The organism is Mesorhizobium sp. J428, from assembly GCF_024699925.1.
Taxonomy (GTDB): Bacteria; Pseudomonadota; Alphaproteobacteria; order Rhizobiales; family Rhizobiaceae; genus Mesorhizobium_A.
The window spans coordinates 1,651,873-1,676,344 of record NZ_JAJOMX010000001.1; the positions used below are offsets into that span (position 1 = coordinate 1,651,873).

Below are 24,472 nucleotides of genomic sequence, written 5' to 3' on the forward strand. Positions count from 1 at the left end.
CCATGACCGCCATCCCCCTCGACAGACCGGCCAAGGTCGCACCGAAACGCGCTGCGAGCCCATGGCGCATCGCCCCCTGGCTCTACCTCACGCCTGCCGCCGCGACGCTGGTCCTGTGGATCTACTGGCCGCTGCTCGACGCGCTGAGACTGAGCTTCTACGAATGGAACATGCTGCCGGACTCGCCGATGACCTTCGTCGGCTGGCAGAACTACGTGAACATCTTCGCGCTGCCGAAATTCTGGCAGGCGCTGCGCAATACGGTGACCTACGTCATCGGCCTCCTGCCGCTCGCCGTGCTGATCCCGCTCGCGATCGCCATCTACACCCACGACCTGCCGGCGCGCTCGCGCAACATCTACCGCGCCATCATCTTCGTGCCGATGATCATCGCCCCCGTCGTGGCCGCCGCCGTATGGCGCTGGCTGCTCGATCCGGGCCACGGCATGATCAACGAGACGATCGGCCTGTTTGGCTTTCGTCCGGTCCGTTTCCTCCAGGACCCGAAGATCGCCATCTGGACGATCATCGTGCTCACCGGCTGGAAGCTCATCGGCTTCTCGACGCTCATCCTTTCGGCGGCCAACGCCAACATCAATCCGTCGCTGGTCGAGGCGGCGCGGATGGACGGCGCCTCGCGCTGGGAGATCATCCGCGACATCCGCCTGCCGCTGCTGCGGTCCACCATCCTGTTCCTGTCGCTGATGACGATCCTGCTCGGCGCGCAGTGGAGCTTCTCCTACATCCACGTGCTCACAGGCGGCGGGCCGCTCGGCGCCACGACCAACATCTTCTACATCCTGTGGGACTTCGGCTTCTCCACCCTCTCAGTCGGCTGGAGTTCGGCGGCGGCGATCATCCTCTTCCTCGGCTTCGGCGCGCTGGCCTTTGTCCTGTTCCGCCTGATGGACAGGTATTCGTTCCATGACAACTGACGTCTCCCTCTCTCCGGCGCTGCCCGGCGTCGCCCGCTCTCGCACCCGCCGCCGCGCCCAGTCGGCATCGCGGCTGAACACCGCGGCGGGCCATGCCGTGATGGTTCTCCTGTCGATCTTCTGCCTGTTCCCGGTCTACTGGATGATTATCTCGTCGCTGCGGCCCGCCAATGCGATCTTCGAGACGAGCCTCTGGCCGACGGCGGCCTCGCTGGAAAACTACGCCTATGCACTGAACGCGATCCCGATCGGGGCGATGCTGGTGAACACGCTGGTGGTCTCCGTCCTCGTGACGGTGGCGCAGCTCTTCACCGGCCTGCTCGCGGCCTATGCCTTCGCCCGCTGGCGCTTTCCCTTCGACAAGCTGATCTACACGATGATCGCCCTCACCTGGCTGGTTCCCTTCCAGGTGGTGATGATCCCGAACTATCTGTTGGTGGCCAATCTCGGCCTGCTCGACAGCCTGGCGGCGCTGATCCTGCCGCACTTCGCCGGCGCGCTCGCCGTCCTGTTGCTGGCGCAGGCGATGCGATCCTTCCCCGCCGAGGTGATCGAGGCGGCGCGCATGGACGGCGCCAAGAGCTGGCGCGTGCTGTGGGAAGTCATCACGCCCAACCTGCGCGGCACCATCGCCTCGCTCGCGATCCTCATCTTCATCTCGACCTGGAATGAGTATTTCTGGCCGCTGCTGCTTTCCCGCACGCCGGAGAACAGCGTCATCCAGATCGGCATCCAGATGTTCATGACCTCGGAGGGCACCGCCTGGGGACCGCTGATGGCGGCGTCGACACTGGCAAGCCTGCCAATCCTGGCGATCTACATCGTCCTCCAGCAGCAGGTCATCCAGTCCTTCATGAAATCGGGAATACGCTGATGCACGCGCCGATCGAACGCCACCTGGCCATTGCCGGAACATTCAACGTCCGCGACCTGGGCGGCTACCCCGTCCCCGGCGGCGCGACGCAATGGCGCCGCATCCTGCGTGCGGACGGCCTCCACCGTCTCGACGGCAACGGCATCGCCGAACTGAAAGGCCTCGGCGTGGCAACCGTCATCGACCTGCGGCGCGACGAGGAACTCGAAACCCACCCCAATCCGCTGCGCCTGGAGCCGGGCATTGGCTACCGGCAGATCTCGCTGTTCGAGGAGCTGGCGCCCTCGGCCATGACTGCCGCCGACGTGCTGCACGACCTCTACCTGCAGGCGCTCTCGAGCCGCCGCGACCGGATCATCGAGGTCCTGTCGGCGATCGCCGACGCGCCGGACGGGATCGTCCTCTTCCACTGCACCGCGGGCAAGGACCGGACCGGCCTCATCGCCGCCCTGCTGCTCGCCCTTGCAGGCGTCGAGAACGACGTCATCGTGGCCGACTATGCCCTGACGAAGGAGCGCCTCGCGCCAGCGATCGAGGGCTTCGTCGCCGATGCGGTCGCGCGCGGCGTCGATGTCGAGGCCTTGCGGCCGCTGCTCGCCTGCGAGCCGGAAACCATGGCGGCGACGCTCGCTCACCTCGCCGACCGCTACGGATCGGTCGAAACCTACCTTCTGGATTCGGGCCTCGATCCGGCGACCATCGGCCGCCTCAGAGCCCGCCTGTCGGAGATCGCATGATGTCCCATCTGTCCATTCAAGCCCTGAAGAAGCGCTACGACGGCAAACAGGTGCTGCACGGCGTCGATGTCGAGATCGAGCACGGCCAGTTCGTGGTCATCGTCGGCCCGTCCGGCTGCGGCAAGTCGACCCTGCTGCGCATGATCGCCGGGCTGGAAAGCATCACCGAGGGCGTCATCTCGATCGACGGCGAGGAGATCAACGATCTCGACCCGGCCGACCGCGGCTGCGCGATGGTGTTCCAGAACTACGCGCTCTATCCGCACATGACGGTGCGCGAGAACATGGCCTATCCGTTGAAGATCGCACGGATGGCGAAGGAGGAGCGGGAGAAGCGCGTCGCCGAGGCGGCCGCGATGCTGGACCTGACCGCCCTGCTCGACCGCCGCCCCGCCCAGCTGTCGGGCGGCCAGCGCCAGCGTGTAGCGATGGGGCGGGCTCTGGTGCGCGAGCCGCGCGTCTTCCTGTTCGACGAACCGTTGTCCAACCTGGATGCGAAACTGCGCGTGACCATGCGCATCGAGATCAAGCGCTTGCACCGGCGCCTGAAGGCGACGTCGATCTTCGTCACGCACGACCAGACCGAGGCGATGACGCTCGCCGACACAATGATCGTCATGAACGGCGGCAATGTCGAGCAGGTCGGCACGCCGCTGTCGATCTACCGCGAACCGGCCTCGACTTTCGTCGCGAGCTTCCTCGGGGCGCCGGCGATGAACCTGATGCCGGCGCGGGCGAACGACCGCGGTGTCGTACTGCAGCATCTGCCGCAATTCGCCGTCGCGCTCGACAGCCAGTCGGTGGCCGATGGCGACGCGGTGACCTTCGGTATCAGGCCGGAGGACATCGTCGTCTCCCCGCCCGGGCCGACGGGCCATCCGGCGCGGATCGACCTGATCGAGGAACTCGGCGGCAGTCGGATCGCCTACTGCTCGCTCGGCAACCAGGAAGTCGCCGTCATGCTGCCGAAGGGCGGCGACCACCGGGAGGGCGAGACAGTCCACCTGAGCTTCCCGGCGCGCTCAGTGCATCTGTTCGACATCAAGACCGGCCTGCGCCTGGTCCAGGGTTCGACCGAACCGGCCCGCGCAAGCCTCTCCCTCGTGCCGGCCTGATTCGAGGCCCGCCCTCTCCGAGGCCGGGCGACCGATCCACATCTTTTGACAGAGCCATCCCGAGAATCGGACAGATTCTCGGGATGGCTTCGTTACGGGAATGGTGGATTTGAGGGGCTTGCCCGCACAGGCGTCCCGCCTTTCTGCGCGGACTGTAGAACTTTCTCCAAAATTGACAAACGCCAGCCATTTTGTAAGCTCTTCGTCATCGGGAGAGGAGCTTGAAGAGCGGTGTCGATACGGGAAGAGCTGGCGCACACGCAGTTGGCCCTCACTGCGGCGGAAAGGAAGATCGTTCAGGTGCTCCTGGCGGACTACCCGAAGTCTGGACTTGGCACGGCGACCCGCCTCGCGCGGCTGGCCGGCGTGAGCGATCCGACCGTCATGCGCCTGATGATCAAGCTCGGTTACGGCAAGTTCTCCGACTTCCAGACGAAGCTTCTGGAAGAAGTGGAATCCCGGCTGCATTCGCCCCTCCTGATGATGGAGGCGAAGCGGCCCGCCAATGCCAGCGAGGGCACCGCGCTCGGCTATTTCAACTCGGTCATCCAGAGCCTTGAGCGCACGCGCACGCAGACGTCGTCCCAGGCCTATACCCGCGCCGTGTCGATGCTGCTCGAGACCAGGGGCAAGGTCTTGCTGCTCGGTGGCCGTTTCAGCCGCAACGTCGCCTCGATCCTGGCCAGTTACCTGGCGCAGTTGCGCGTGGGCGTGCACGACATGGAGAAGCTGTCCGCCTCCGATTTCGACGTGCTGATCGACATGGGCAAGAAGGATCTTCTCGTCGTGTTCGACTACCGCCGCTACCAGGCGGACGTGGTGAGCTTCGCTCGCCAGGCGCATGAGCGCGGCGTCGGCATCCTCCTCTTCACCGACCCCTGGCTGTCGCCGATCGCGGAGATCGCCGACCAGACGATGGTGGCGGCGATCGACTCGGATTCGCCGTTCGACACCTCGGCGTCCTGCGTCGCGCAGATCGAGGCCGTGGTCGCGCATGCGCTGGCCGTACGCGGCCCCTCGGTGCGCGGCCGCATCGAGGACATCGAGGCGATCCGCGACGCCAACGGCGTCACGCTCGACGCCGGCAACGACCCCGAACGGGGCAAGAATCCCGGCAGCCGCATCCAGTCGGCCGCAACGAAATCATGACCTTGTCGGAGACCATATGACCACCTCGCTTCCGCGCCGCGACCAGCCCTTTGCCAAGGGAGCGACGGCCCTCCTTCTCGTCGACATGCAGCGGATATGGCTGGAGCCGGGACTCGACCCGGGCCACGCCGACTGGGGGCCGGATCACTACTTCTTCCGGCAGACCCGCGAGGTGACCATCCCGAACCAGATCGCACTGTTGAAGGCGGCGCGCGAGAACGGCGTCGAGGTGCTGCACACCATCATCCAGAGCCTGACCGAGGACGGCCGCGACCGCTCGCTCGATCACAAGATGACGCCGATCCACATCCCGCCAAGCCTCAAGGAAGGCCTGCCGCCGAAGGAACTGGCGCCCGTCGGCGACGAGATCATGCTTCCCAAGACGTCGTCGGGCGTCTTCAACTCCACCAACATCGACTACGTGCTGAAGAACCTCGGCATCCGCAATCTCGTAGTCTGCGGCGTGCTCACCGACCAGTGCGTCGACATGACGGTGCGCGACGGGGCGGACCGGGGCTATCTGGTCACCTGTGTGGCCGACGCCTGCGCAGCCCCCACACCGGAGCGCCACAACGGTGCGCTGAAGGCCTTCGGCGGCTATTGCTGGGTGACCGACACGCAGACGGTCGCCGGCCGCTTCGAAACTCTCGGACGCGAGGTCGCGGCATGAGCGGCGCCCTGACACCCCTTGCCCATGTCGTGACGACGGACCTGGCCGCCGTGACGCGCGGCCGGCCCGTCACGGAGGAGCGGCTTCGCAAGGCGCAGACCACCGGCCTCGGCTGGGTGCCGGCCAATCTCTGCCTGACGCCGTTCAACTCGATCGGCGAGAATCCGTGGGGCTCGTCCGGCGACCTGCGCCTCGTCCCCGATCTCTCGGCGCGCCACACAACCTCCGCGACCGGTGCCGCGACGCCGCTCGACCTCGTGATGGCGGACATCGTGGAGCTCGACGGCTCCCCCTGGGACGGCTGCCCGCGAACGCAATTGAAGAAGGCGCTCGCGGCGCTGAAAGAGGCGACCGGACTGTCGGTGATCTCCACGTTCGAGCAGGAATTCCTGCTGCTGCCGACAGCCTCGGACCCATCGCGGATCGCCGACCACGCCTTTTCGGTCGCGGCGTTCCGGGGCGCAGGCGACTTCGGGCCTATGCTCGCAAGCTGCTTGGAGGAGGCCGGGGTCGAGCCCGAGATGGTCCTGCCGGAATACGGCAACGACCAGTTCGAGATCACGCACGCGCCGACCGACGCGCTCGCAGCCGCGGACCGCGCAGTCGTCATCCGCGAGGTGACGCGGGAGGTCGCGCGCACGCTCGGCCGCCGCGCCTGCTTCGCGCCGAAGCCGGTCCTCGACGCGGTCGGCAACGGCGTGCACATCCATTTCAGCCTCGTCGACGCGGACGGGCGGCCGGCGACCTACGCGGCCGACGGTCCGGGCAAACTCTCGGAGGCAGCGGCCTCCTTCTGCGCAGGCGTCCTGAAGCATCTCCCGGCGCTCGTCGCGCTCACGGCATCGAGCCCGCCGTCCTACTACCGGCTGGCGCCGCACAACTGGAGCTCGTCCTACACCTGGCTCGGCGAACGGGACCGCGAGGCGACGCTGCGCATCTGCCCGTTCGTGACGATGGGAGGCGGTGATCCGGCGCGGCAGTTCAATATCGAATATCGCGCCGCCGACGCGACGGCCAACCCGTACCTGGCGCTGGCCGGCATCGTCCACGCTGGGCTTGCCGGCATCGAGGCGAAGCTGCCCGCGCCGCCGATCGTGACCGGCGACCCGACGCTGATGACGCAGGACGAACTCGATGCAAAGGGTCTGCGCCGCCTGCCCGAAACGCTGGAGGCCGCGCTCGATGCACTCGCCGCGGACAGCGTCGTCCGCAGCTGGTTCCCGGAACGGCTGGTCGACAGCTTCTTCGCGGTCAAGCGCACCGAACTCGCCGCGATGGAGGGCAAGGAGAAGACCGAGATCTGCGCAGCCTACGGGGAACGATATTGAGCACTGCAGCAAGCAGGGCAGTGTTTCCCGACTGGCCGGAGCCTGTCGAGATTCTGAACCCTGCCTCCACCTCGCCGCTGGTGCTGATCTGCGACCATGCATCGAATCATTTGCCGGCGAGCTATCGCGGCCTGGGACTGGATGCCGCCGACCTGAAGCGGCACATCGCCTACGACATCGGTGCCGCCGACGTGACCTGCGCGCTTGCCGCGCAGCTCGGCGCACCGGCCTTCCTCGGCACCTATTCGCGATTGCTGGTGGATCTCAACCGGCCCTTCGGTTCTCCGACCAGCATGCCGGCGCTCTCCGAAGCGACACGGATTCCCGGCAACGAGGCTCCAAGCGAAGCCGAGAAGGCGCTCAGGCGCAGCCGCGTCTTCGATCCTTTCCACGCCGCGATCTCGGATTTCCTCGACCGGCGACATGCGCCGAGCCTCATCGTTGCGATCCACTCCTTTACGCCGGTGTTCCTCGGGGTCGAACGCCCCTGGCATATCGGCGTCCTGCACGAGAACAGGCCCGACCTCGCCGAGGCATTCCTGGCGCCGTTGCGGGCGGAGCCCGGCCTGAACGTCGGCGAGAACGTGCCTTACGTGATCGAGCGCGACAGCGACTATGCCATCCCGATCCACGGCACGGATCGCGGCAATCCCGCGCTGCTGGTCGAGATCCGCAACGACCTGATCGCCACGCCGCGGGGCGTCGCCGAGTGGACCGGCCGCCTTGCGCCGATCCTCGACCATCTCGCCGCTACCTACGCCACCCCCAATTGACCGCAACTGAGAGGATGCCATGTCGGATACGGAAGCCACGATCAAAGCCGTCCAGGATTTCATCGAGAAGGACCGCGATTTCGTCATCAACCTGACGCGCGACATCGTCCGCATCCCCTCGGTCAATCCGAAGTTCGAGACCGGCGACGGCCTCAACCGCGAGGGCGATGTCCAGGCCCTTTTGGAAAAGGCCATCAAGGACGAGGGCTTTGCGACCGAACAGTTCGACGCCCTGCCCGCCCGCCCGAACCTGATCGGCGAGAAGCCCGGCTCGGAAGAGAAGAGCCTGATCCTGTGCGGTCATATCGACGTGGTGCCGACCGGCGCTCTGAAGGACTGGACGGTCGATCCGTTCGGTGGCGAGATCCGCGACGGCAAGCTGTACGGACGCGGCGCGATCGACATGAAGGGCGGCGTGGCGGCCTGCGTCGCTGCCATGCGCGCGCTTAATCGGACGGGCGTGACGCTGGACGGGCGGCTCGCCTTCCACTCGGTCGTCGATGAGGAGGCCGGCGGCGGCGGCGCGATCGACAATGTCAGGCGCGGCAAGCTGGCCAAGGCGATCCTCGTCGCCGAACCGAGCTGGGGCGACGTGCATCCGGCCGAGGGCGGCCTCGAATGGGCGCGCGTCACCATCCGCGGCCGTAACGGCCATTCCGCCTTCCGTTTCAACGAGATCTATCCACAGCAGCACACGCCCGACCGGATCGTGCCCGCGGTCAACGCCATCGACATCGCGGCACGCTTCATCCAGGCCGTTCACCTGTTCGAGCAGAACCGCGTCCGCGCCAAGGCGCATCCCCTGCTGCCGGCCGGCATGAACACGATCAATATCGGCGTGATGTGGGGCGGCACGGCGCTGGGCGAGAACGGCCTGCCGACGGTGATGACCAATCCGGCGATCATTCCGGACGCGGTGGTGCTCGACCTCGACATGAAGTTCCTGCCGGACGAAACCTCGAAACAGTACCGCAAGGACTTCGAGGATTTCGTCGCGCATTTCTGTGCGATGGACGACTGGCTCAAGGCCAACCCGATCAAGATCGACTGGGAATTGGGCGGCCTGTTCTTCGCACCGATGAACACCTCGCCGGACCACCCGCTCGTCGCCTCCCTGATGAAACGGCAGGCTGAGATCGGCAAAGCGCCGACTATGAAGGGTTTCATAGCCGTCTGCGACGCCGCTCATTACTCTGGCGCAGGTGTCGATGGCGTCATCTTCGGACCAGGCGGCGACGGCTTCCACGGCGTAGACGAGTACGTCGATGTCGAGTCGCTGGTGAGCAGTGCCAAGGTGATCGCAGCCGCGGTCGTCGACTGGTGCGGCGTCAAGGCTTGACCGGAACGACGGCCAATCGAAGGAGGCACTCATGACGCGGACAATCCCGCTGGACAACAGCCTGATCGACGAGGCGACCGAGTGGCGGCGCTATCTCCATGCCCATCCCGAGACGGCCTTCGACGAGCATCGCACCGCCGATTTCGTCGCCGCCAAGCTGGAGGAATTCGGCATCGAGGTTCATCGGGGCCTCGGCGGAACGGGCGTGGTCGGAACGCTGAAGCGGGGCACCAGCCCCGCGGCCGTGGGCCTGCGCGCAGACATGGATGCTCTCTTCATCCATGAGGAAAACGATGTCGACTACCGTTCGACCGTGGACGGCAAGATGCATGCCTGCGGCCATGACGGGCACATGGCGATGCTGCTCGGCGCGGCCAGGCACCTTGCCCGCAACGGCGACTTCGACGGCACGGTGCGCTTCATCTTCCAGCCGGCCGAGGAGACGGGGGACGAGCGTTGCGGCGGCAACGAAATGGTGAAGGACGGGTTGTTCGAGAAGTTTCCCGTGCAGGCGATGTTCGGCATGCACAATTTTCCCGGCGCGCCACTCGGCACATTCATGATGCGTACCGGTCCGATGCTGGCCTCGATCGACACGTTCGAGTTCCACATCGGAAGCGAACTGTCCCATCCGCATTCGCAGTTCTATGTCGCGGACCCGCTGCTCATCGCCGCCAGCCTCGTCCAGGACATGCACGCCTTCAAGGCGCGCTACGTCAATCCGGCGGAGCCTGTGGTGCTCTCCATCACCCAGTTCCAGAGCGGCAATCCGGCCGACCGGCAGAGTGTCCACGTGACGCCGGACAAGGCTGTCGTGCGCGGCACGCTCTATACGCTGAACGACACCATTCGCGGGCAGTTCGAGGCGGGACTGGAGAAGCTGGTGCGCAATGCCGCCGAGGCCAGCGGCGCGACCCACAAGTTCGTCTTCGAGCGGGGCTATCCGGTGCTGCGCAACACGCAGGAGGAAACCGAATTCGCCACATCGGTGGCGGAGGAGGTCGCAGGCGCGGACAAGGTGAGCGCGGCGATGCAACCGGTGATGGGCGCCGAGGACTTCGCCTTCATGCTCGGCAAGGTGCCCGGCTGCTATGTCTTCCTCGGTTCGGCACGGGAAGGCGAGGCGACGCCGCGCCAGCTGCACAATCCGGCCTACGACTTCAACGATGAAGCTCTGCCGGTCGGCATCCGTTACTGGGCGACGCTGGCGGAGCGCTACCTCAGTCAGGCATCCGCCCAGCAGTAACGCAGAGGAGGCGTCCGGCCTTGCCGGGCGCCTATTTCCGGCCTGATCCGCGACGGTTGAACAGGACGTCGCCGGCGCTTTTCAGCATGCCCATGATGCCGCCCGGATAGGCAAGCATCACGACGAGGATGAGGATGGCGGTGATCATCGGCCGCCAGGCGCCAAAATCCGCCATCGCTTCCGAGAACACCGTCAGCACGAAGGAGGCGATGATCGCGCCGTAGATTGTACCGGTGCCGCCGAGCAGCACCATCGACAGGATGATCGTGGCAAGGCTCATGCCGAAGACCTCGACCGACGCATTGCGCTGGTAGGCGGCATAGAAGGCGCCGACGACGCCGGTGAAAAACGCGCTGGCGGCCAGCGTGATCAGCCGCTGCCGAACCAGCGATATGCCGCGGCTGACCGCGTATTCCTCGTTGTCGCGGAGCGCCACGATGCTGATGCCCATGCGCGAGCGCACGAAGATGCGCAGGAAGACGGTGCTGAGCGCCAGCAGTCCGAGAGCGATGTAGAAATAGGCGAACTTCGCGTCGCGGACCATGTTGTGGTCGAACCAGTAGAGGGCGGGGATGCGTACCAGACCCTGCGTGCCGCCCGTGTAGTCGGACTGGCTGAGAATGATCTGCATCACCAGCTGCGCGAAGCCGAAGGTCACGAGAATGATGTAGATGCCCTTGAGCCGCAGGATCGGGATCGTCACCAGCACCGCGGCGAGCATTGCGACGATGCCGCTGGCGACCATCGCGATCCAGGGATCCATTTCGGCGAGTTTCGTCAGCAGGCTGTAGGCGTAGACGCCGATGCCGAAGAGCGCGATGTGGCCGAAGTTGAAGACGCCTCCATAGCCGAGGCTGAGATCCCAGTTGGACGCGACGACGGCGTAGATGAACACCATGATGAGGACATGGCGGCTGTAGCTGTCGGTGAACACGAAGGGTGCCAGCGCCAGGAGCACGAAGCCGATCGCAAGCGCGATCGCCTCGCGCTGCCAGGACACGCGGCCCGGCGCCTTCGGCACGATCGCGGAAGATGCGGCAGGTTGGGTCATCGTCTCGGCGGAACTGGCGCTGGTCATGCGAGCCCCCTGCCGCTGCCGGTGGAGAAGAGCCCTTCGGGCCGGACCATGAGGGTCAGGATGAGCGCGGCGAAGAGCAGCGCCGGCGTCCAGTAGAGGCCGAAATAGTAACTGCAGATCGCCTCGAAGAAGCCGATCACATAGGCCGCGAAGATCGGGCCCGAAATGCTCGATATGCCGCCGAAGACGACGACGATGAGCGCCTTCAGCAACGGATCGGCGCCCATGACCGGGGTCATGAAGCGATAACCGCCGAGGAAGATGCCGGCGAGCGCCGCAAGTGCTGCCGCTATGCCGAAGGCAAGCGCGTAGAGCGCCGTGACGTTGAGGCCGACCAAGCGGCTGGCATCCTCGTTCTGTGCGACGGCGCGCAGCGCAAGTCCCAGGCGCGTGCGGCTGAGGAACAGCCAGAGCGCCCCGAGGATGAGCGGCGTGATGACGATGATCGCGATCTGGTGCATCGACACGCCGATGCCGCCGATCATGGCATTGCCCTCGAGCAGCGGCGGAACCTGCTTGGACCGGGGTCCCCAGGTGACGAGCACGCCGTTCTCGATCAGCGAGCCTGCGGCGAGCGTGGTGATGACGACGACCAGGACCAGATTGGCGCGGCCGATCAGCGGCCTGACCACCGTCGCCTGCAGCAGCCAGCCGACGCCCGCCATCAGCGCCACAGCGAGGGGGAAGGCCGCGAACGGCGGCAAGCCCCACGCGCCGAGCTGCCAGGCGACATAGGCGCCGAGCATCATCAGCACGCCGTGGCTGAAGTTGAACACGCCGATCGTGGTCCACACCAGCGCGAGGCCGACCGCCATCATGGCGTAGAGCGAGCCCTGGAACAGGCCGCCGAACAGGATATCCGCCACCGTGTTCATGGATCAGTGCCCGAAATACATGGCCATGATGTCGGAGTGGGCCAGGCTTTCGCCCGGCTTGATCTCCGTTTCTACCTGGCCGTGATTGATGAAATAGAGGTGGTTCGTGAGTTCGAGCAGGAACTCGACGTCCTGCTCGACCACGATCAGCGGCACGCCGCTCTTCGAGATATCGAAGACCGCCTTGCACAGCTCGTCCTTGATCTTCGGCGCAAGGCCGAGCGTCGGCTCGTCGAGGATCAAAAGCTTCGGATGGCTCATCAGCGCGGTGCCGATCGACACCATCTGCCGTTCGCCGCCGGACAAGGTGCGCACGCGCTGCCGCCAGCGGGCGCGCAGCTTCGGAAAGAGCGCCAGCACCTTTTCCCGGTTCGCCTCCTCGGCGGCGCGGGCGCGCGGCGTATAGGCGCCGAGCGCCAGGCAGTCGGCGATGGTCAGGTCCGGGAACAGCGTGTTGCCCTGCGGGACGTGGATCAGCCCCCTGTCCACGATGGCCCTGGGGCTCATCCCGGTGATGTTCTCGCCTTCGAACTCGACCGCCCCGCCGCGCGGCTTGAGCAGTCCCGATATGGCGCGCAGCAGCGTGGTCTTGCCGTGGCCGTTGGGGCCGAACAGGCCGACATTGCCATTCGCGCCCGCGGCGACGGAAATCCCGTCGAGCACCGTCACCCGGCCATAGCCGGCGGAGAGGCGGGCGACGTTGAGCATGGGAGCGCTCATGCGACCTTCCTGCTGCCGAGATAGGCTTCCACGACGCGCTGGTCCGCCACCACCGTGCGCGGATCGCCAAGCGCCAGCACCGAGCCTTCGTTGAGCACGAGCAGGTGCTGCGACAGGCTCATCAGCAGCGTCAGTACATGCTCGATGAGAAGAATGGTGATGCCGCGCGCGGCCGTGCGGCGGATGAGCTCGATCGAACTGTCGATCTCGGGCTTGGTCAGGCTGGACGCCGGCTCGTCGAGCAGCAGCATCTTCGGCTTCATCGCAATCGCCGTCGCGAGCATGAGGCACTTGCGCTGGAATACCGACAGTTCGCCCGCCGGCCGGCCGAAGTCCTGCGCCGAAAAGCCGACGAATTCGAGCGCTTCGGCGGCCGAGGCCGCCGCCTCCACCGTCTGCTGGTCGCCAAAGGCCGAGCCCATCAGCGCATTCTCGAACACGGTCAGACCGTCGAAGGCGGTCTCGCGCTGGAAGGTGCGGGCAAGACCGAGCCGCGCGATCCGGTGGCCGCGCAGCTTCTGGATCTCCACGCCGTCGAAACGGATCGTGCCGTGGTCCGGTCCGAAGGGAATGCCGGTGATGGTGTTGAACAGCGTGCTCTTGCCGCTGCCGTTCGGGCCGGCGATCCCGAAGATTTCGCCAGCCTCGACCTTAAAGGAGACGTTGTCGACGGCCTTCAGCGAGCCGAAGGCCTTCGAGACGCCGTCCAGTTCCAGCAACGCCATTGCGTCACTTCATCCAGGGCTGGAGCTGGAATTCCCCGGTCGCATACTGCTCCGGCGAGATCAGGGTCCGCTTGCCGTCCCAGATCTGGAAGAAGGTGATCGGGATGAAGTCGTCGCCCTGCGTGGCGAGATGCGTCGCCTGGTCGAACTTCAGGCGGCCGGCGGAGATCTGCTTGTCGGTCTCGCCGAGCGCCTTCATGACGGCGGCATGGTCGGAGGCATCGCCCGCCTTCTTGAGCGCATCGAGATAGAGGTAGATGGTCTCGTAGAGCGCGACGCCGTAGGTACCGCTCTCGGTGCCGTATTTCGCCTTGTATTTCGCAGCCACCTCGTCCGCACGCGGGTTCTTCGGCGTCGTCAGCGGACCTCCGAGCAGGTTGTAGATGATACCGGTCGAGTTCGCCTTCGTCAGCTCCACGAACTCAGGCACGCTCGGCGCATACTGCAGGAAGACGAGGCTCTTGGTCGGCTGCTCCATGAACTGGTTCAGGAACGACGCCGAGTTGCCCGGCAGGTAGTCGGTGTTGATGACCACGTCCGGAACGTCGCTGCGCACCTTGGTCAGGATGGCGCGCCAGTCGGTGACCTCGCCGAACGGCACGAGCTCGTCGACCGTGATCGTCCAGCCCTGTTCGGTGAAGGTCTTCTTCATGCCTTCCGAGATGGTCTTCGAATAGGCATTGTCGGAGGAGATGATGGCCACCTTCTTGGTCGGCAGCTGGATCTTTCCGTCCTTGGCGAGCTTCTCGACGAAATAGGTCACGTCGGTGTTGTAGGCATCGAAGGACGGCGTCAGCGACCAGCAGCAGGTATACTTGGCCGGATCGGGCGCGATGATGTCGCGCGTCTGCTGCGACGTTGCGGAGAGCACGTAAGGCATCTCCGCCTCGGCCATGTTCTCGATCTCGAAATTGGTCAGGCTGGCGTAGCCCGTGGTCATGAAATGCACGTCGGGATCGCCGAGCAGGCGCTCCACCGCGCTGGTGACGTTGCCGGCCGACTGATCCTTCACGTCGCCGACGACGAGCTCGAAGGTGTTGCCGTTGAAGCCTCCGGCTGCATTGATCTCGTCGATGGCGAGCTGTGCGCCGCGCTGGAACTCCTGGCCGTCTGCCGCGGCCGGTCCGGTCTGCGGCGCAAGCAGTCCGATCTTGATCGTGTCGGCCCACGCAGCCCCGCCGGCCGTGGTGGCCATTGCTGCGAGCGAAGCCCCCAGGAGAAGGCGGCGGACACGAGAACCGACGCTATTCGACATCATATTACGACCCCTCTGGAACCCTTGTTGGCAGGTTGAATAATTGACAATCTATGCACATGCGGTCCAATCTGAAAAGACATTTTCACACTCCGGCGCGATCTTTTGCCTATTCACTGGACTCGCCGACATGGGTGATGAATTGATGTGCAGGCAGTGAATATCGCGAAAACGGAGGCCCCGGTGGCAACGAAGAAGTCCAAGATCGAGACAAGTCATGGCACGCTTGCGGTCCGGGAGACGGACAGTTCCGGCATGCCGTTGCTGATGATCCATGGCAATTCGTCAAGCAGCGAAGTCTTCCGCAACCAGTTCGAGGGACAGATCGGCAGGGATTATCATTTGATCGCGTTCGACCTGCCCGGACACGGCGAGTCCGCCGACGCGGTCGATCCGGACCGCACCTACAACATGCCCGGTTATGCCGACGCCTTCACCGAAGCGATGCTCAAGCTCGGCTACGATCGCGCGGCGATCTTCGGCTGGTCGCTCGGGGGTCATATCGGCCTCGAAATGATCGGCCTCTACAAGGGAATGCTCGGCCTGATGATCACCGGCACGCCACCCGTATCGGCGGCCGACCTCGGCAACGGATTCCTGCCGAGCCCGCATATGGGCCTGGCAGGAAAGCAGGACTTCACCGAGGAGGACGTCGACGCGTATGCGCGCAGCACCTGCGGCGAGCCGTTCGACCAAGTGCTCTACGATGCGGTCAAGCGCACCGATGGGCGAGCCCGGGCGATGATGCTCGGGAAGTTCGCCCAGGGCGTCGGCCGCGACCAGGCGCAGATCGTGCTCGGCGACACGCCGCCGATCGCCGTGGTCAACGGCGCCGACGAGCCCTTCGTCAACGTCGCCTTCGTCGACACGATCCCCTTCTCCAACCTGTGGGAAGGCAAGAAGTTCGTCATCGAAAAATCCGGGCACGCGCCGTTCTGGGACTCGCCGGACCGTTTCGACCCGATCCTCGACCGGTTCCTCAAGAGCCTGGAACCCGCCTGGCGCAAATAGACCACGACGGCGCGGTGGCGGGCGAGATTACTCGGCCGCCTCCGCGAACGGCGTCGGGATATAGTTCAGGATCGGCCCGAGCCAGCGCTCGACCTCCTCGACAGCCATACCCTTCCGCACCGCATAGTCCTCGACCTGGTCGCGCTCCACCTTGGCGACGCCGAAATAGTAGCTGTCGGGGTGCGACAGGTAGAGGCCTGAGACCGACGAGCCCGGCCACATCGCCATGCTCTCCGTCAATGCGACGCCGGCATTCTTCTCGGCATCGAGCAGGCGGAACAGCGTGACCTTCTCGGTATGGTCCGGCTGGGCCGGATAGCCCGGCGCAGGGCGGATGCCCTGGTAGCTCTCCAGGATCAGATCGTCCGGCGTCGCGGCCTCGTCCGGCGCATAGCCCCAGAACTCGGTGCGCACCTTCTCGTGCATCCGCTCGGCAAAGGCTTCGGCGAAGCGGTCGGCCAGGGCCTTGACCATGATCGAGTTGTAGTCGTCGTTGGCGCGCTCGAAGCGCTCGGCGATCGCCACCTCCTCGATGCCTGCGGTGACGACGAAGCCGCCGACATAGTCGGCCTTGCCGCTGTCGGCGGGAGCGACGAAGTCGGAGAGCGCGACGTTCGCCTTGCCGTCGCGCTTGGCGAGCTGCTGGCGCAAGGTGAAGAAGGCCGCCAGCTCCTCCGTTCTGGTTTCGTCCGTGAAGAGACGGATGTCGTCGCCGACGGTGTTGGCGGGCCAGAAGCCGATCACGCCCTTTGGCGCGAACCATTTCTCCTCGATGATCTGCTTCAGCATCGCCTGCGCGTCGTCGAAGAGCTGGCGGGCCGCCGGCCCCTGCTTCTCGTCTTCCAGGATCTTCGGATAGCGGCCCTTGAGTTCCCAGGTCTGGAAGAAGGGCGTCCAGTCGATATAGCGGGCGAGTTCGGCGAGATCCCAGTTTTCGAACACCCGCGTGCCGAGGAAGGTCGGCTTGGGCGGCGTGTAGTCCGCCCAGTCGATCCTGTGCGCATTCGCCCGAGCGCGTGCGAGCGGAAGGCGCTGCTTCTCGCGCTCCGAGCGCTCATGCGCCTCCGTCACCTTCTTGTATTCGGCTCGCAGCGTCTCGACGTAGCCGGGCTTCATCTCCGGCGACAGAAGGCTCGACACGACGCCGACCGCGCGGCTGGCGTCGGTGACGTAGACTGCCTGCCCGCGATCGTAGCGCGGGTGGATCTTCACCGCCGTGTGGACGCGGCTGGTCGTCGCGCCGCCGATCAGCAGCGGAATGTCGAAGCCTTCGCGTTCCATCTCGGATGCGACATGAACCATCTCGTCGAGCGAGGGGGTGATCAGGCCGCTGAGCCCGATCACGTCGACCTTCTCGTCCCGCGCCGTCTGCAGGATCTTGGTCGCAGGCACCATCACGCCGAGGTCGATGATCTCGTAATTGTTGCAGGCGAGCACGACGCCGACGATGTTCTTGCCGATGTCGTGCACATCGCCCTTGACGGTCGCCATCAGGATCTTGCCGGCCGTCTGGCGCTCGCCATTGTCGATGCCGTTGGCGGCATTGGCGAGCTTCTCGGCTTCCATGTGGGGCAACAGGCCTGCGACTGCCTGCTTCATGACGCGCGCCGACTTGACCACCTGCGGCAGGAACATCTTGCCTGCGCCGAACAGGTCGCCGACGACGTTCATGCCGGCCATCAGCGGCCCTTCGATGACATGCAGCGGCCGCTCGGCCTTCAGCCGCGCCTCGTCTGTGTCGGCATCGATGAATTCGGTGATGCCGTTGACCAGCGCATGGCTGATGCGCTGTTCGACAGGCCATTCGCGCCAGGCGAGGTCCTTTTCCTTGGCTTCCTTGCCCGCGGTTCCCTTGAACCGCTCGGCAATCTCCAGCATCCGCTCGGTCGCGGTGCCGCCCGCCTTCGGCACGCGGTTGAGCACGACGTCCTCGCAGGCCTCGCGCAGCTCCGGCTCGATCGTGTCATAGACCGCGAGCTGCCCGGCATTGACGATGCCCATGTCCATGCCGCGCTGGATCGCGTGATAGAGGAACACGGCATGCATCGCCTCACGCACCGGCTCGTTGCCGCGGAACGAGAAGGACAGGTTCGACACGCCGCCGGAAATATGGACATGCGGGAGCGTGGCGGTGATTTCACCGGTGGCCTCGATGAAATCGACGCCGTAATTGTCGTGCTCCTCGATACCGGTGGCGACCGCGAACACGTTCGGATCGAAGATGATGTCCTCCGGCGCGAAGCCGGCCTGTTCCGTCAGAAGCTTGTAGGCGCGCGTGCAGATCTCGACCTTGCGCGCCTTGGTGTCCGCCTGGCCGACCTCGTCGAAGGCCATGACAACGACCGCCGCTCCATACATGCGGCACAGCTTCGCGTGATGCAGGAAGGCTTCCTCGCCTTCCTTCATCGAGATTGAATTGACGATCGGCTTGCCCTGCACGCATTTCAGGCCGGCCTCGATCACCTCCCATTTGGAGGAGTCGATCATGACTGGCACCTTGGCGATGTCCGGCTCAGCGGCGATGAGGTTCAGGTATTCGACCATCGCCTTCTTCGAGTCGATCAGGCCTTCGTCCATGTTGATGTCGATCACCTGCGCACCGTTGGCGACCTGGTCGCGCGCGACGTCGAGGGCGGCGGCATAATCGCCCGCCGTGATCAGCTTCCTGAATTTCGCCGAGCCGGTGACATTGGTGCGCTCGCCTACATTCACGAACGGAATGTCCTTGGTCAGCGTGAACGGTTCCAAGCCCGACAGCCGCATCAGCGCCGAGCGCTGGGGCACGCCGCGCGGCGCATGGCGCGACACGGCTTCGCTGATCGCGGCGATATGTTCCGGCGTCGAGCCGCAGCAGCCGCCGACCACGTTGACTAGCCCCTCCCGCGCGAACTCCTCCACCTGGGAGGCCATGAATTCCGGGCTCTCGTCATACTGGCCAAACGCGTTGGGCAGGCCGGCATTGGGATAGGCGCAGGTGAACGTGTCGGCGACCGACGACAGTTCCGCGAGATGCGGACGCATCGCCGCCGCGCCGAGCGCGCAGTTGAGGCCGATGGTGAAGGGCGCGGCATGGCGGATCGAGTGCCAGAAGGCGGTCGGCGTCTGGCCGGACAGCGTGCGGCCGGAGAGGTCCGTGATGGTGCCGGAGATCATCACCGGGAGGCGGATGCCCTTCTCGACGAACACCTCTTCGGTCGCGAAGATCGCGGCCTTGGCGTTGAGCGTGTCGAAAATCGTCTCGATCAGCACGATGTCGGCGCCGCCGTCGATCAACCCACGCAACTGCTCCGCATAGGCGAGGCGCAGGTCGTCGAAGGTCACCGCGCGGTAGCCGGGATTGTTGACGTCGGGAGAAATCGACGCGGTGCGGTTGGTCGGGCCGAGCGCGCCGGCGACGAAGCGGCGCCTGCCGTCCTCCTGCTCCGCCCGCCGGATCGCCCGCTTCACCAGCCGGGCGCCGTCGCGGTTCAGTTCGTAGACCATGCCCTCCATGCCGTAATCGGCCTGCGCGATCGAGGTGGAGGAGAAGGTGTTCGTCTCGATGATGTCTGCGCCCGCCTTGGCATAGGCGTAGTGGATGTCCTCGATCGCCTTGGGCTGGGTGAGAATCAGAAGATCGTTGTTGCCCTGCTGGTGGCAGGCGCAGCCTAGGAACCGGTCGCCGCGGAAATGATCCTCGCCGAAGCCGAGCCCCTGGATCTGCGTGCCCATCGCGCCGTCGAGGACAAGGATCCGCTCGCGCGCGGCCGCCTGCAAAGCAGCAAGGATCTCCGCGCCATCCGGCTGCGGAGCCGTCGCGCCGAACAGCGCATCCGAGACACTTTTTTGCGACATGACCTGTCCTTTATGCGACGAGATCTTCGTCACATAAAGACATCTTTATGTCAACATGCGGCAGGTTGCGGAACGAATTTGCTACTCGCCCTGCAACTCCTCGATCAACTCGCCGAAAAGACGTTTCAGCGTCCGCACGGCCGCCTCGTCCCGGTGGACGGCCAGCCGCTCCATCTGCGCCCGGGCGCCGGCGACGATGTCCGCCTCCGGGGGCTGCGCGACAAGCCAGCACAGGAACACCTGTTCCGGCGACGGCAAGGGCCGCATCAGTCCCATGCGAGCGCCCCGCCGTTCTGGTATTCGATGACGCGGGTCTCGAAGAAGTTCTTCTCCTTCTTGAGATCCATCGCCTCCGACATCCACGGGAACGGGTTCTCCGCCTCCGCGAACACCGGAACGAGACCGAGCTGCGCGCAGCGGCGGTTGGCGATGAAGTGCATGTACTGCTCGCACAGCGCCGCGTTCAGCCCGAGGAAACCGCGCGGGATGGTGTCCCGGCCGTAGGCTGCCTCCAGCTGCGCTGCATTGGATATCATCCCGCGCACCTCGTCCTGAAACGCCTTCGTCCACAGATGCGGGTTCTCCAGCTTGATCTGGTTGATGACGTCGATGCCGAAGTTGAGGTGGATGGATTCGTCGCGCAGGATGTATGCTGATACTGCTCGGCGATGCCGACCATCTTGTTGCGCCGCCCGAGTGACAGGATCTGGGCGAAGCCGGTGTAGAACCACATGCCCTCGAAGATCACGTAGAAGGCGACGAGGTCGCGCAGGAAGGACTGGTCGGCCTCCGGCGTGCCGGTCCGGAAGTCCGGGTTGTCGAGGTTCTGCGTGTGCTTCAGCGCCCAGGCCGCCTTGTCGGTGATCGACGGCACCTCGCGATACATGTTGAACAGCTCGCCCTCGTCGAGGCTGAGGCTTTCCACGATATACTGGAAGGTGTGGGTGTGGATCGCCTCCTCGAAGGCCTGCCGGAGCAGATACTGCCGGCACTCGGGATTGGTCAGGTGACGGTAGATGGCGAGCACGATGTTGTTCGCCACCAGGCTTTCGGAGGCGGCGAAGAAGCCGAGGTTGCGCTTGATCATGCGCCGCTCGTCGTCGGTCAGGCCCTCGCGCGACTTCCAGAGCGCGATGTCGGCCTGCATCGACACTTCGGTCGGCATCCAGTGATTGTTGCAGCCGGAAAGATACTTCTCCCACGCCCAGCGATACTTCAGCGGCAGCAGCTGGTTCACGTCGGCCCGCGCATTGATCATGCGCTTGTCGTCCACCGACACGCGCGCACCGCCGCGCTCGATCTCGCCAAGGCCGGTGGCGTCGACGGCGGGAGCATTGGGAATGAGATTCGCCGCGGTGGCTTTCGGTTCGGACCAGTCGAGCATTTTCTTGTTCTCCTTGAAATTCCTTGAGCGCTCGGCGCCGCCTCTCATCCGGCCCTTCGGGCCATCCTCTCCGTGAACGGGGAGGGTATGCCGTCAGGCAGGTGAGGGTCGGCGCCGGATTGCTCGATTGCAATCAGTCTTACTGGCAAGCCTCGCAGTCGGGATCATCGATGGCGCAGGCCTTGCCCCACGCGGCGTCCGGATTGACGATGATCTGCTGGGACACGGGTGCCGCGGCGACCACGGCCGACACCGCATTCAGCTTGCCGTCCGTGCCCTTCAGCGTCGACTTCTCGACATGGGTCGCCGAGCGCGAGCGCAGGTAGTAGGTCGTCTTCAACCCCTTCCTCCACGCCAGGCGATACAGCTCGTCCAGCTTCTTGCCCGACGGATTGGCGATGTAGAGGTTGAGCGACTGCGCCTGGTCGATCCATTTCTGCCGGCGCGAGGCTGCCTCGATCAGCCATGCGGTGTCGATCTCGAACGCGGTCGCATAGAGCGCCTTCAGGTCGTCCGGCACACGGTCGATCTGGCCGACGGACCCGTCGAAATATTTCAGGTCCAACACCATCACCTCGTCCCACAGGCCGCGCGTCTTCAGGTCGTGGACGAGCTGCGCGTTCACGACGGTGAAGTCGCCCGACATGTTCGATTTGACGAACAGGTTCTGGTAGCCCGGCTCGATCGACTGCGACACGCCGCAGATGTTCGAGATCGTCGCGGTGGGCGCGATCGCCATCGTGTTGGAGTTGCGCATGCCGGTGGTCTTCACCCGCCTGCGCAGCGTCTCCCAGTCGAGCGTCGAGGTTGCATCCATCTCGACGCCGGGCCGCGCCTCCTCCAGCAGGCGGATGGAATCGATCGGCAGGATGCCCTTCGACCAGAGCGAACCCTCGAAGCTCGGATAGCGCCCGCGTTCGGCGGCAAGATCCACCGAGGCGGAGATCGCATTGTAGCTGATCGCCTCCATTGAGCGATCCGCGAACTCCACCGCGGCGTCCGACGCATAGGGGATGCGCAGGACCTGCAGCGCATCCTGGAAGCCCATCAGGCCGAGACCGACGGGACGGTGCCTGAGGTTCGAGCGCCGTGCTTCCGGGATCGTGTAGAAATTGATGTCGACGACATTGTCGAGCATGCGCATCGCCGTGCCGACTGTCCTCGCCAGGCGGTCGAGGTCGAGACCCTTTTCGGTGACGTGGTTGGCAAGGTTGACGGAGCCGAGATTGCACACCGCCACCTCGTCCCTCGACGTGTTCAGCGTGATCTCGGTGCACAGGTTGGAGGAGTGCACGACGCCGACATGGCCCTGCGGCGAGCGGATGTTGCAGGGATCCTTGAACGTGATCCAGGGATGCCCTGTCTCGAACAGCATGGTGAGCATCCTGCGCCACAGGTCCACGGCGCGGACCTTGCGGAACACCTTCAAGCCGCCGGCTGCCGCCTTCGCCTCATAGGCTTCGTAGGCCGCGCGGAACGTCTTGCCGTAGAGGTCGTGCAGATCCGGCACCTCGTCGGGCGAGAACAGCGTCCATTCGGCATCGGCCTCGACGCGCTCCATGAACAGGTCGGGCACCCAATTGGCCGTGTTCATGTCGTGCGTGCGGCGGCGGTCGTCGCCGGTGTTCTTGCGCAGGTCGAGGAACTCCTCGATGTCGACATGCCACGTCTCGAGATAGGCACAGACCGCGCCCTTGCGCTTGCCGCCCTGGTTGACCGCGATCGCGGTGTCGTTGGCGACCTTCAGGAACGGCACTACGCCCTGGCTCTCGCCATTCGTGCCTTTGATGTGAGCACCGAGCCCGCGCACCGGCGTCCAGTCGTTTCCGAGACCGCCGGAATATTTGGCGAGCAGCGCATTGTCCTTGATGCCCTTGAAGATCGCGTCGAGGTCGTCGCCGATCGTGGTCAGGAAGCAGGAGGAGAGCTGCGGCCGGGTCGTGCCCGAATTGAACAGCGTCGGCGTCGAGGCCATGAAGTCGAACGAGGAGAGCAGGTCGTAGAACTCGATCGCCCTCGCCTCGCGGTCGATCTCGCGGATCGCCAGCCCCATCGCGACCCGCATGAAGAAGGCCTGCGGCAGCTCGAACCGCTTGCCCTTCGTGTGCAGGAAGTAACGGTCGTAGAGGGTCTGGAGGCCGAGATACTGGAAGTTCAGGTCGCGTTCCGGCTTCAGGGCCGCGCCCAGCCTGGCGAGGTCGAAGCGGCCGAGCTCCGGATCGATCAGTTCGGCTTCGATGCCCGTCTTCACGAAATCAGGGAAATAGCTCGCATAGCGCGTGGCCATGTCGGCCTGCGTCGCCAGTTCCGTCCGGCCGGAGACGAAGGACAGCGCCTCCCGCCGCAGCCGGTCGAGCAGCAGGCGGGCGGAGACGAAGGCATAGTTCGGCTCCTGCTCGACCAGCGTGCGCGCGGCGAGGATCGGGGCGAGCGACAGTTCGTCGAGCGTGATGCCGTCGTAAAGATTGCGCCGTGCCTCGGCGAGGATCGGCTGGGCCGAGACCGCATCGAGACCGTCGCAGGCCTCTTCGACGATCCGCGCCAGCCGCGCCTCGTCCAGCGGCAGGAGCACGCCGTCCTCGGCCTTGACGTGCAGCGACGGCGCCGCCTGTTCGACGGCCGCGGCCTTCTCGGCGGCGCGCTCGCGCGCCCGTTCCTCGCGGTAGAGCACATAGGCGCGCGCTACCTTGTGATGCTCGCCGCGCATCAAGGCGAGCTCGACCTGGTCCTGCACGTCCTCGATATGGAAGATGCGACCCTCGCCCGCGCGCCTTGTCAGCGCGGAAACGACCTGCTCGGTCAGGCCTTCCACAGCATCATGGACGCGCCGCGAACCGGCCGCCGTCGAGCCCTCCACCGCCAGGAAGGCCTTGGTGAGCGCCACGGTGATCTTCGTGGGATCGAACGGCGTCAGGCCGCCGTTGCGCCGGATGACCCGGTAGCCGGGCTCGGCGTCGCGCCGCGCACCGGTGTCGAGGGAGGGTGGAACCGGTGAGGTTCCCTTGGTGTCGAGTGTCGCAGTCGCCGGCATCTTTTCCCCGTAGGCGTTGTGGACGGGGATGGCGTGGAACGCATGCCGGACGCGGGCTCCTCAAGCCGCACGCAGACACAGCGCACCGCCGGGACACCCCGCCCGTGGTTCGTTCAGATCCGTCACGGCAGGTCTCCTGGCTCGCAGGTCGCCGCTTTTGTCGGCCTTCCCGGCGCCGTCGGGCACCAGTGGCAAAACTCGACGCAAGCTCACTGCTTACAGTTGCGGGGGCAGCGCCGGCATTGTGAACACGCACCGGCTTCCCTCTTAGCTTCCGAGCTGGAACGACTCGGAAGAACCATGACCACAACATCTAGAAGGAAAGGCCCTCGGACTGTCAACAGGTCGCTTCAACTGTTGTGTGAAAGTCCGTGTCGGTTATGTTTCGCCACC

At 65.2% G+C, this 24,472-nt stretch carries 19 protein-coding genes, 1 pseudogene and 1 riboswitch; of the genes and pseudogenes, 11 read left to right on the top strand and 9 right to left on the bottom strand.

Annotation, left to right across the window (positions count from 1 at the left end; translation table 11 throughout):
• Positions 1–2 precede the first annotated feature (2 nt).
• From LRS09_RS08190 to LRS09_RS08235, 10 genes are all read left to right on the top strand, one after another.
• Positions 3–935 (top strand): carbohydrate ABC transporter permease, encoded by a 933-nt coding sequence (locus tag LRS09_RS08190; protein WP_257805274.1) that lies wholly within the window; start codon positions 3–5, stop codon positions 933–935.
• Positions 925–1,809, top strand: coding sequence for a carbohydrate ABC transporter permease (locus LRS09_RS08195; RefSeq protein ID WP_257805275.1), 885 nt, complete (start codon positions 925–927; stop codon positions 1,807–1,809). The genes LRS09_RS08190 and LRS09_RS08195 overlap by 11 nt, the downstream gene beginning before the upstream one ends.
• Positions 1,809–2,546 carry a tyrosine-protein phosphatase gene (locus tag LRS09_RS08200; protein ID WP_257805276.1) on the top strand — a complete coding sequence of 246 codons (738 nt, stop codon included), beginning with the start codon at positions 1,809–1,811 and terminating at the stop codon, positions 2,544–2,546. The genes LRS09_RS08195 and LRS09_RS08200 overlap by 1 nt, the downstream gene beginning before the upstream one ends.
• Positions 2,546–3,661 (top strand): ABC transporter ATP-binding protein, encoded by a 1,116-nt coding sequence (locus LRS09_RS08205; RefSeq protein WP_257805277.1) that lies wholly within the window; start codon positions 2,546–2,548, stop codon positions 3,659–3,661. The genes LRS09_RS08200 and LRS09_RS08205 overlap by 1 nt, the downstream gene beginning before the upstream one ends.
• A gap of 231 nt (positions 3,662–3,892) precedes the next feature.
• The gene (locus LRS09_RS08210) at positions 3,893–4,810 is read left to right on the top strand and encodes a MurR/RpiR family transcriptional regulator (protein ID WP_257805278.1); all 918 of its coding nucleotides are present in this window, start codon (positions 3,893–3,895) and stop codon (positions 4,808–4,810) included.
• 16 nt (positions 4,811–4,826) lie between these two features.
• Complete coding sequence (locus LRS09_RS08215; RefSeq protein WP_257805279.1) at positions 4,827–5,480, top strand: cysteine hydrolase family protein; 654 nt, start codon at positions 4,827–4,829, stop codon at positions 5,478–5,480.
• Positions 5,477–6,808: a glutamine synthetase family protein gene (locus tag LRS09_RS08220; RefSeq protein ID WP_257805280.1), complete on the top strand. Its 1,332-nt coding sequence runs from the start codon at positions 5,477–5,479 to the stop codon at positions 6,806–6,808. The genes LRS09_RS08215 and LRS09_RS08220 overlap by 4 nt, the downstream gene beginning before the upstream one ends.
• Positions 6,805–7,581 (top strand): N-formylglutamate amidohydrolase, encoded by a 777-nt coding sequence (locus tag LRS09_RS08225; RefSeq protein WP_257805281.1) that lies wholly within the window; start codon positions 6,805–6,807, stop codon positions 7,579–7,581. Before LRS09_RS08220 ends, LRS09_RS08225 begins: the two co-directional genes overlap by 4 nt.
• Before the next feature lie 19 nt (positions 7,582–7,600).
• Positions 7,601–8,920, top strand: coding sequence for a M20 family metallopeptidase (locus LRS09_RS08230; RefSeq protein WP_257805282.1), 1,320 nt, complete (start codon positions 7,601–7,603; stop codon positions 8,918–8,920).
• 31 nt (positions 8,921–8,951) lie between these two features.
• A complete protein-coding gene (locus tag LRS09_RS08235; RefSeq protein ID WP_257805283.1) occupies positions 8,952–10,166 on the top strand; it encodes an amidohydrolase in 1,215 nt (404 codons plus the stop codon).
• A gap of 31 nt (positions 10,167–10,197) precedes the next feature.
• Here the strand turns inward: LRS09_RS08235 and LRS09_RS08240 are convergent, their stop codons facing one another.
• The 5 genes from LRS09_RS08240 to LRS09_RS08260 are packed head-to-tail and all read right to left on the bottom strand — an operon-like array spanning position 10,198 to position 14,759.
• Complete coding sequence (locus LRS09_RS08240) at positions 10,198–11,244, bottom strand: branched-chain amino acid ABC transporter permease (protein WP_257805284.1); 1,047 nt, start codon at positions 11,242–11,244, stop codon at positions 10,198–10,200.
• Positions 11,241–12,119: a branched-chain amino acid ABC transporter permease gene (locus LRS09_RS08245; protein WP_257805285.1), complete on the bottom strand. Its 879-nt coding sequence runs from the start codon at positions 12,117–12,119 to the stop codon at positions 11,241–11,243. Before LRS09_RS08245 ends, LRS09_RS08240 begins: the two co-directional genes overlap by 4 nt.
• Before the next feature lie 3 nt (positions 12,120–12,122).
• Positions 12,123–12,839, bottom strand: coding sequence for an ABC transporter ATP-binding protein (locus LRS09_RS08250; RefSeq protein WP_257805286.1), 717 nt, complete (start codon positions 12,837–12,839; stop codon positions 12,123–12,125).
• Complete coding sequence (locus LRS09_RS08255; RefSeq protein WP_257805287.1) at positions 12,836–13,564, bottom strand: ABC transporter ATP-binding protein; 729 nt, start codon at positions 13,562–13,564, stop codon at positions 12,836–12,838. The genes LRS09_RS08250 and LRS09_RS08255 overlap by 4 nt, the downstream gene beginning before the upstream one ends.
• Positions 13,565–13,568: 4 nt before the next feature.
• Positions 13,569–14,759: an ABC transporter substrate-binding protein gene (locus LRS09_RS08260; RefSeq protein WP_257805288.1), complete on the bottom strand. Its 1,191-nt coding sequence runs from the start codon at positions 14,757–14,759 to the stop codon at positions 13,569–13,571.
• Between the two features lie 243 nt (positions 14,760–15,002).
• Here LRS09_RS08260 and LRS09_RS08265 point away from each other — a divergent pair, with 243 nt between their 5' ends.
• Positions 15,003–15,830: an alpha/beta fold hydrolase gene (locus LRS09_RS08265; RefSeq protein WP_257805289.1), complete on the top strand. Its 828-nt coding sequence runs from the start codon at positions 15,003–15,005 to the stop codon at positions 15,828–15,830.
• Positions 15,831–15,857: 27 nt separating this feature from the next.
• On the opposite strand, the gene metH is transcribed toward LRS09_RS08265, so the two are convergent.
• The 4 genes and pseudogenes from metH to LRS09_RS08285 all read right to left on the bottom strand — a co-directional run bounded on the left by metH (position 15,858) and on the right by LRS09_RS08285 (position 24,079).
• Positions 15,858–19,664, bottom strand: coding sequence for a methionine synthase (metH, locus tag LRS09_RS08270; RefSeq protein ID WP_257805290.1), 3,807 nt, complete (start codon positions 19,662–19,664; stop codon positions 15,858–15,860).
• A gap of 81 nt (positions 19,665–19,745) precedes the next feature.
• Complete coding sequence (locus tag LRS09_RS08275; RefSeq protein WP_257805291.1) at positions 19,746–19,940, bottom strand: hypothetical protein; 195 nt, start codon at positions 19,938–19,940, stop codon at positions 19,746–19,748.
• Positions 19,931–21,048 (bottom strand): annotated as a pseudogene (locus LRS09_RS08280) (ribonucleotide-diphosphate reductase subunit beta). Before LRS09_RS08280 ends, LRS09_RS08275 begins: the two are co-directional and overlap by 10 nt.
• Positions 21,049–21,187: 139 nt before the next feature.
• The gene (locus LRS09_RS08285; RefSeq protein ID WP_257805292.1) at positions 21,188–24,079 is read right to left on the bottom strand and encodes a ribonucleoside-diphosphate reductase subunit alpha; all 2,892 of its coding nucleotides are present in this window, start codon (positions 24,077–24,079) and stop codon (positions 21,188–21,190) included.
• A gap of 108 nt (positions 24,080–24,187) precedes the next feature.
• Positions 24,188–24,397: riboswitch (cobalamin riboswitch) on the bottom strand.
• Positions 24,398–24,472: the final 75 nt, after the last annotated feature.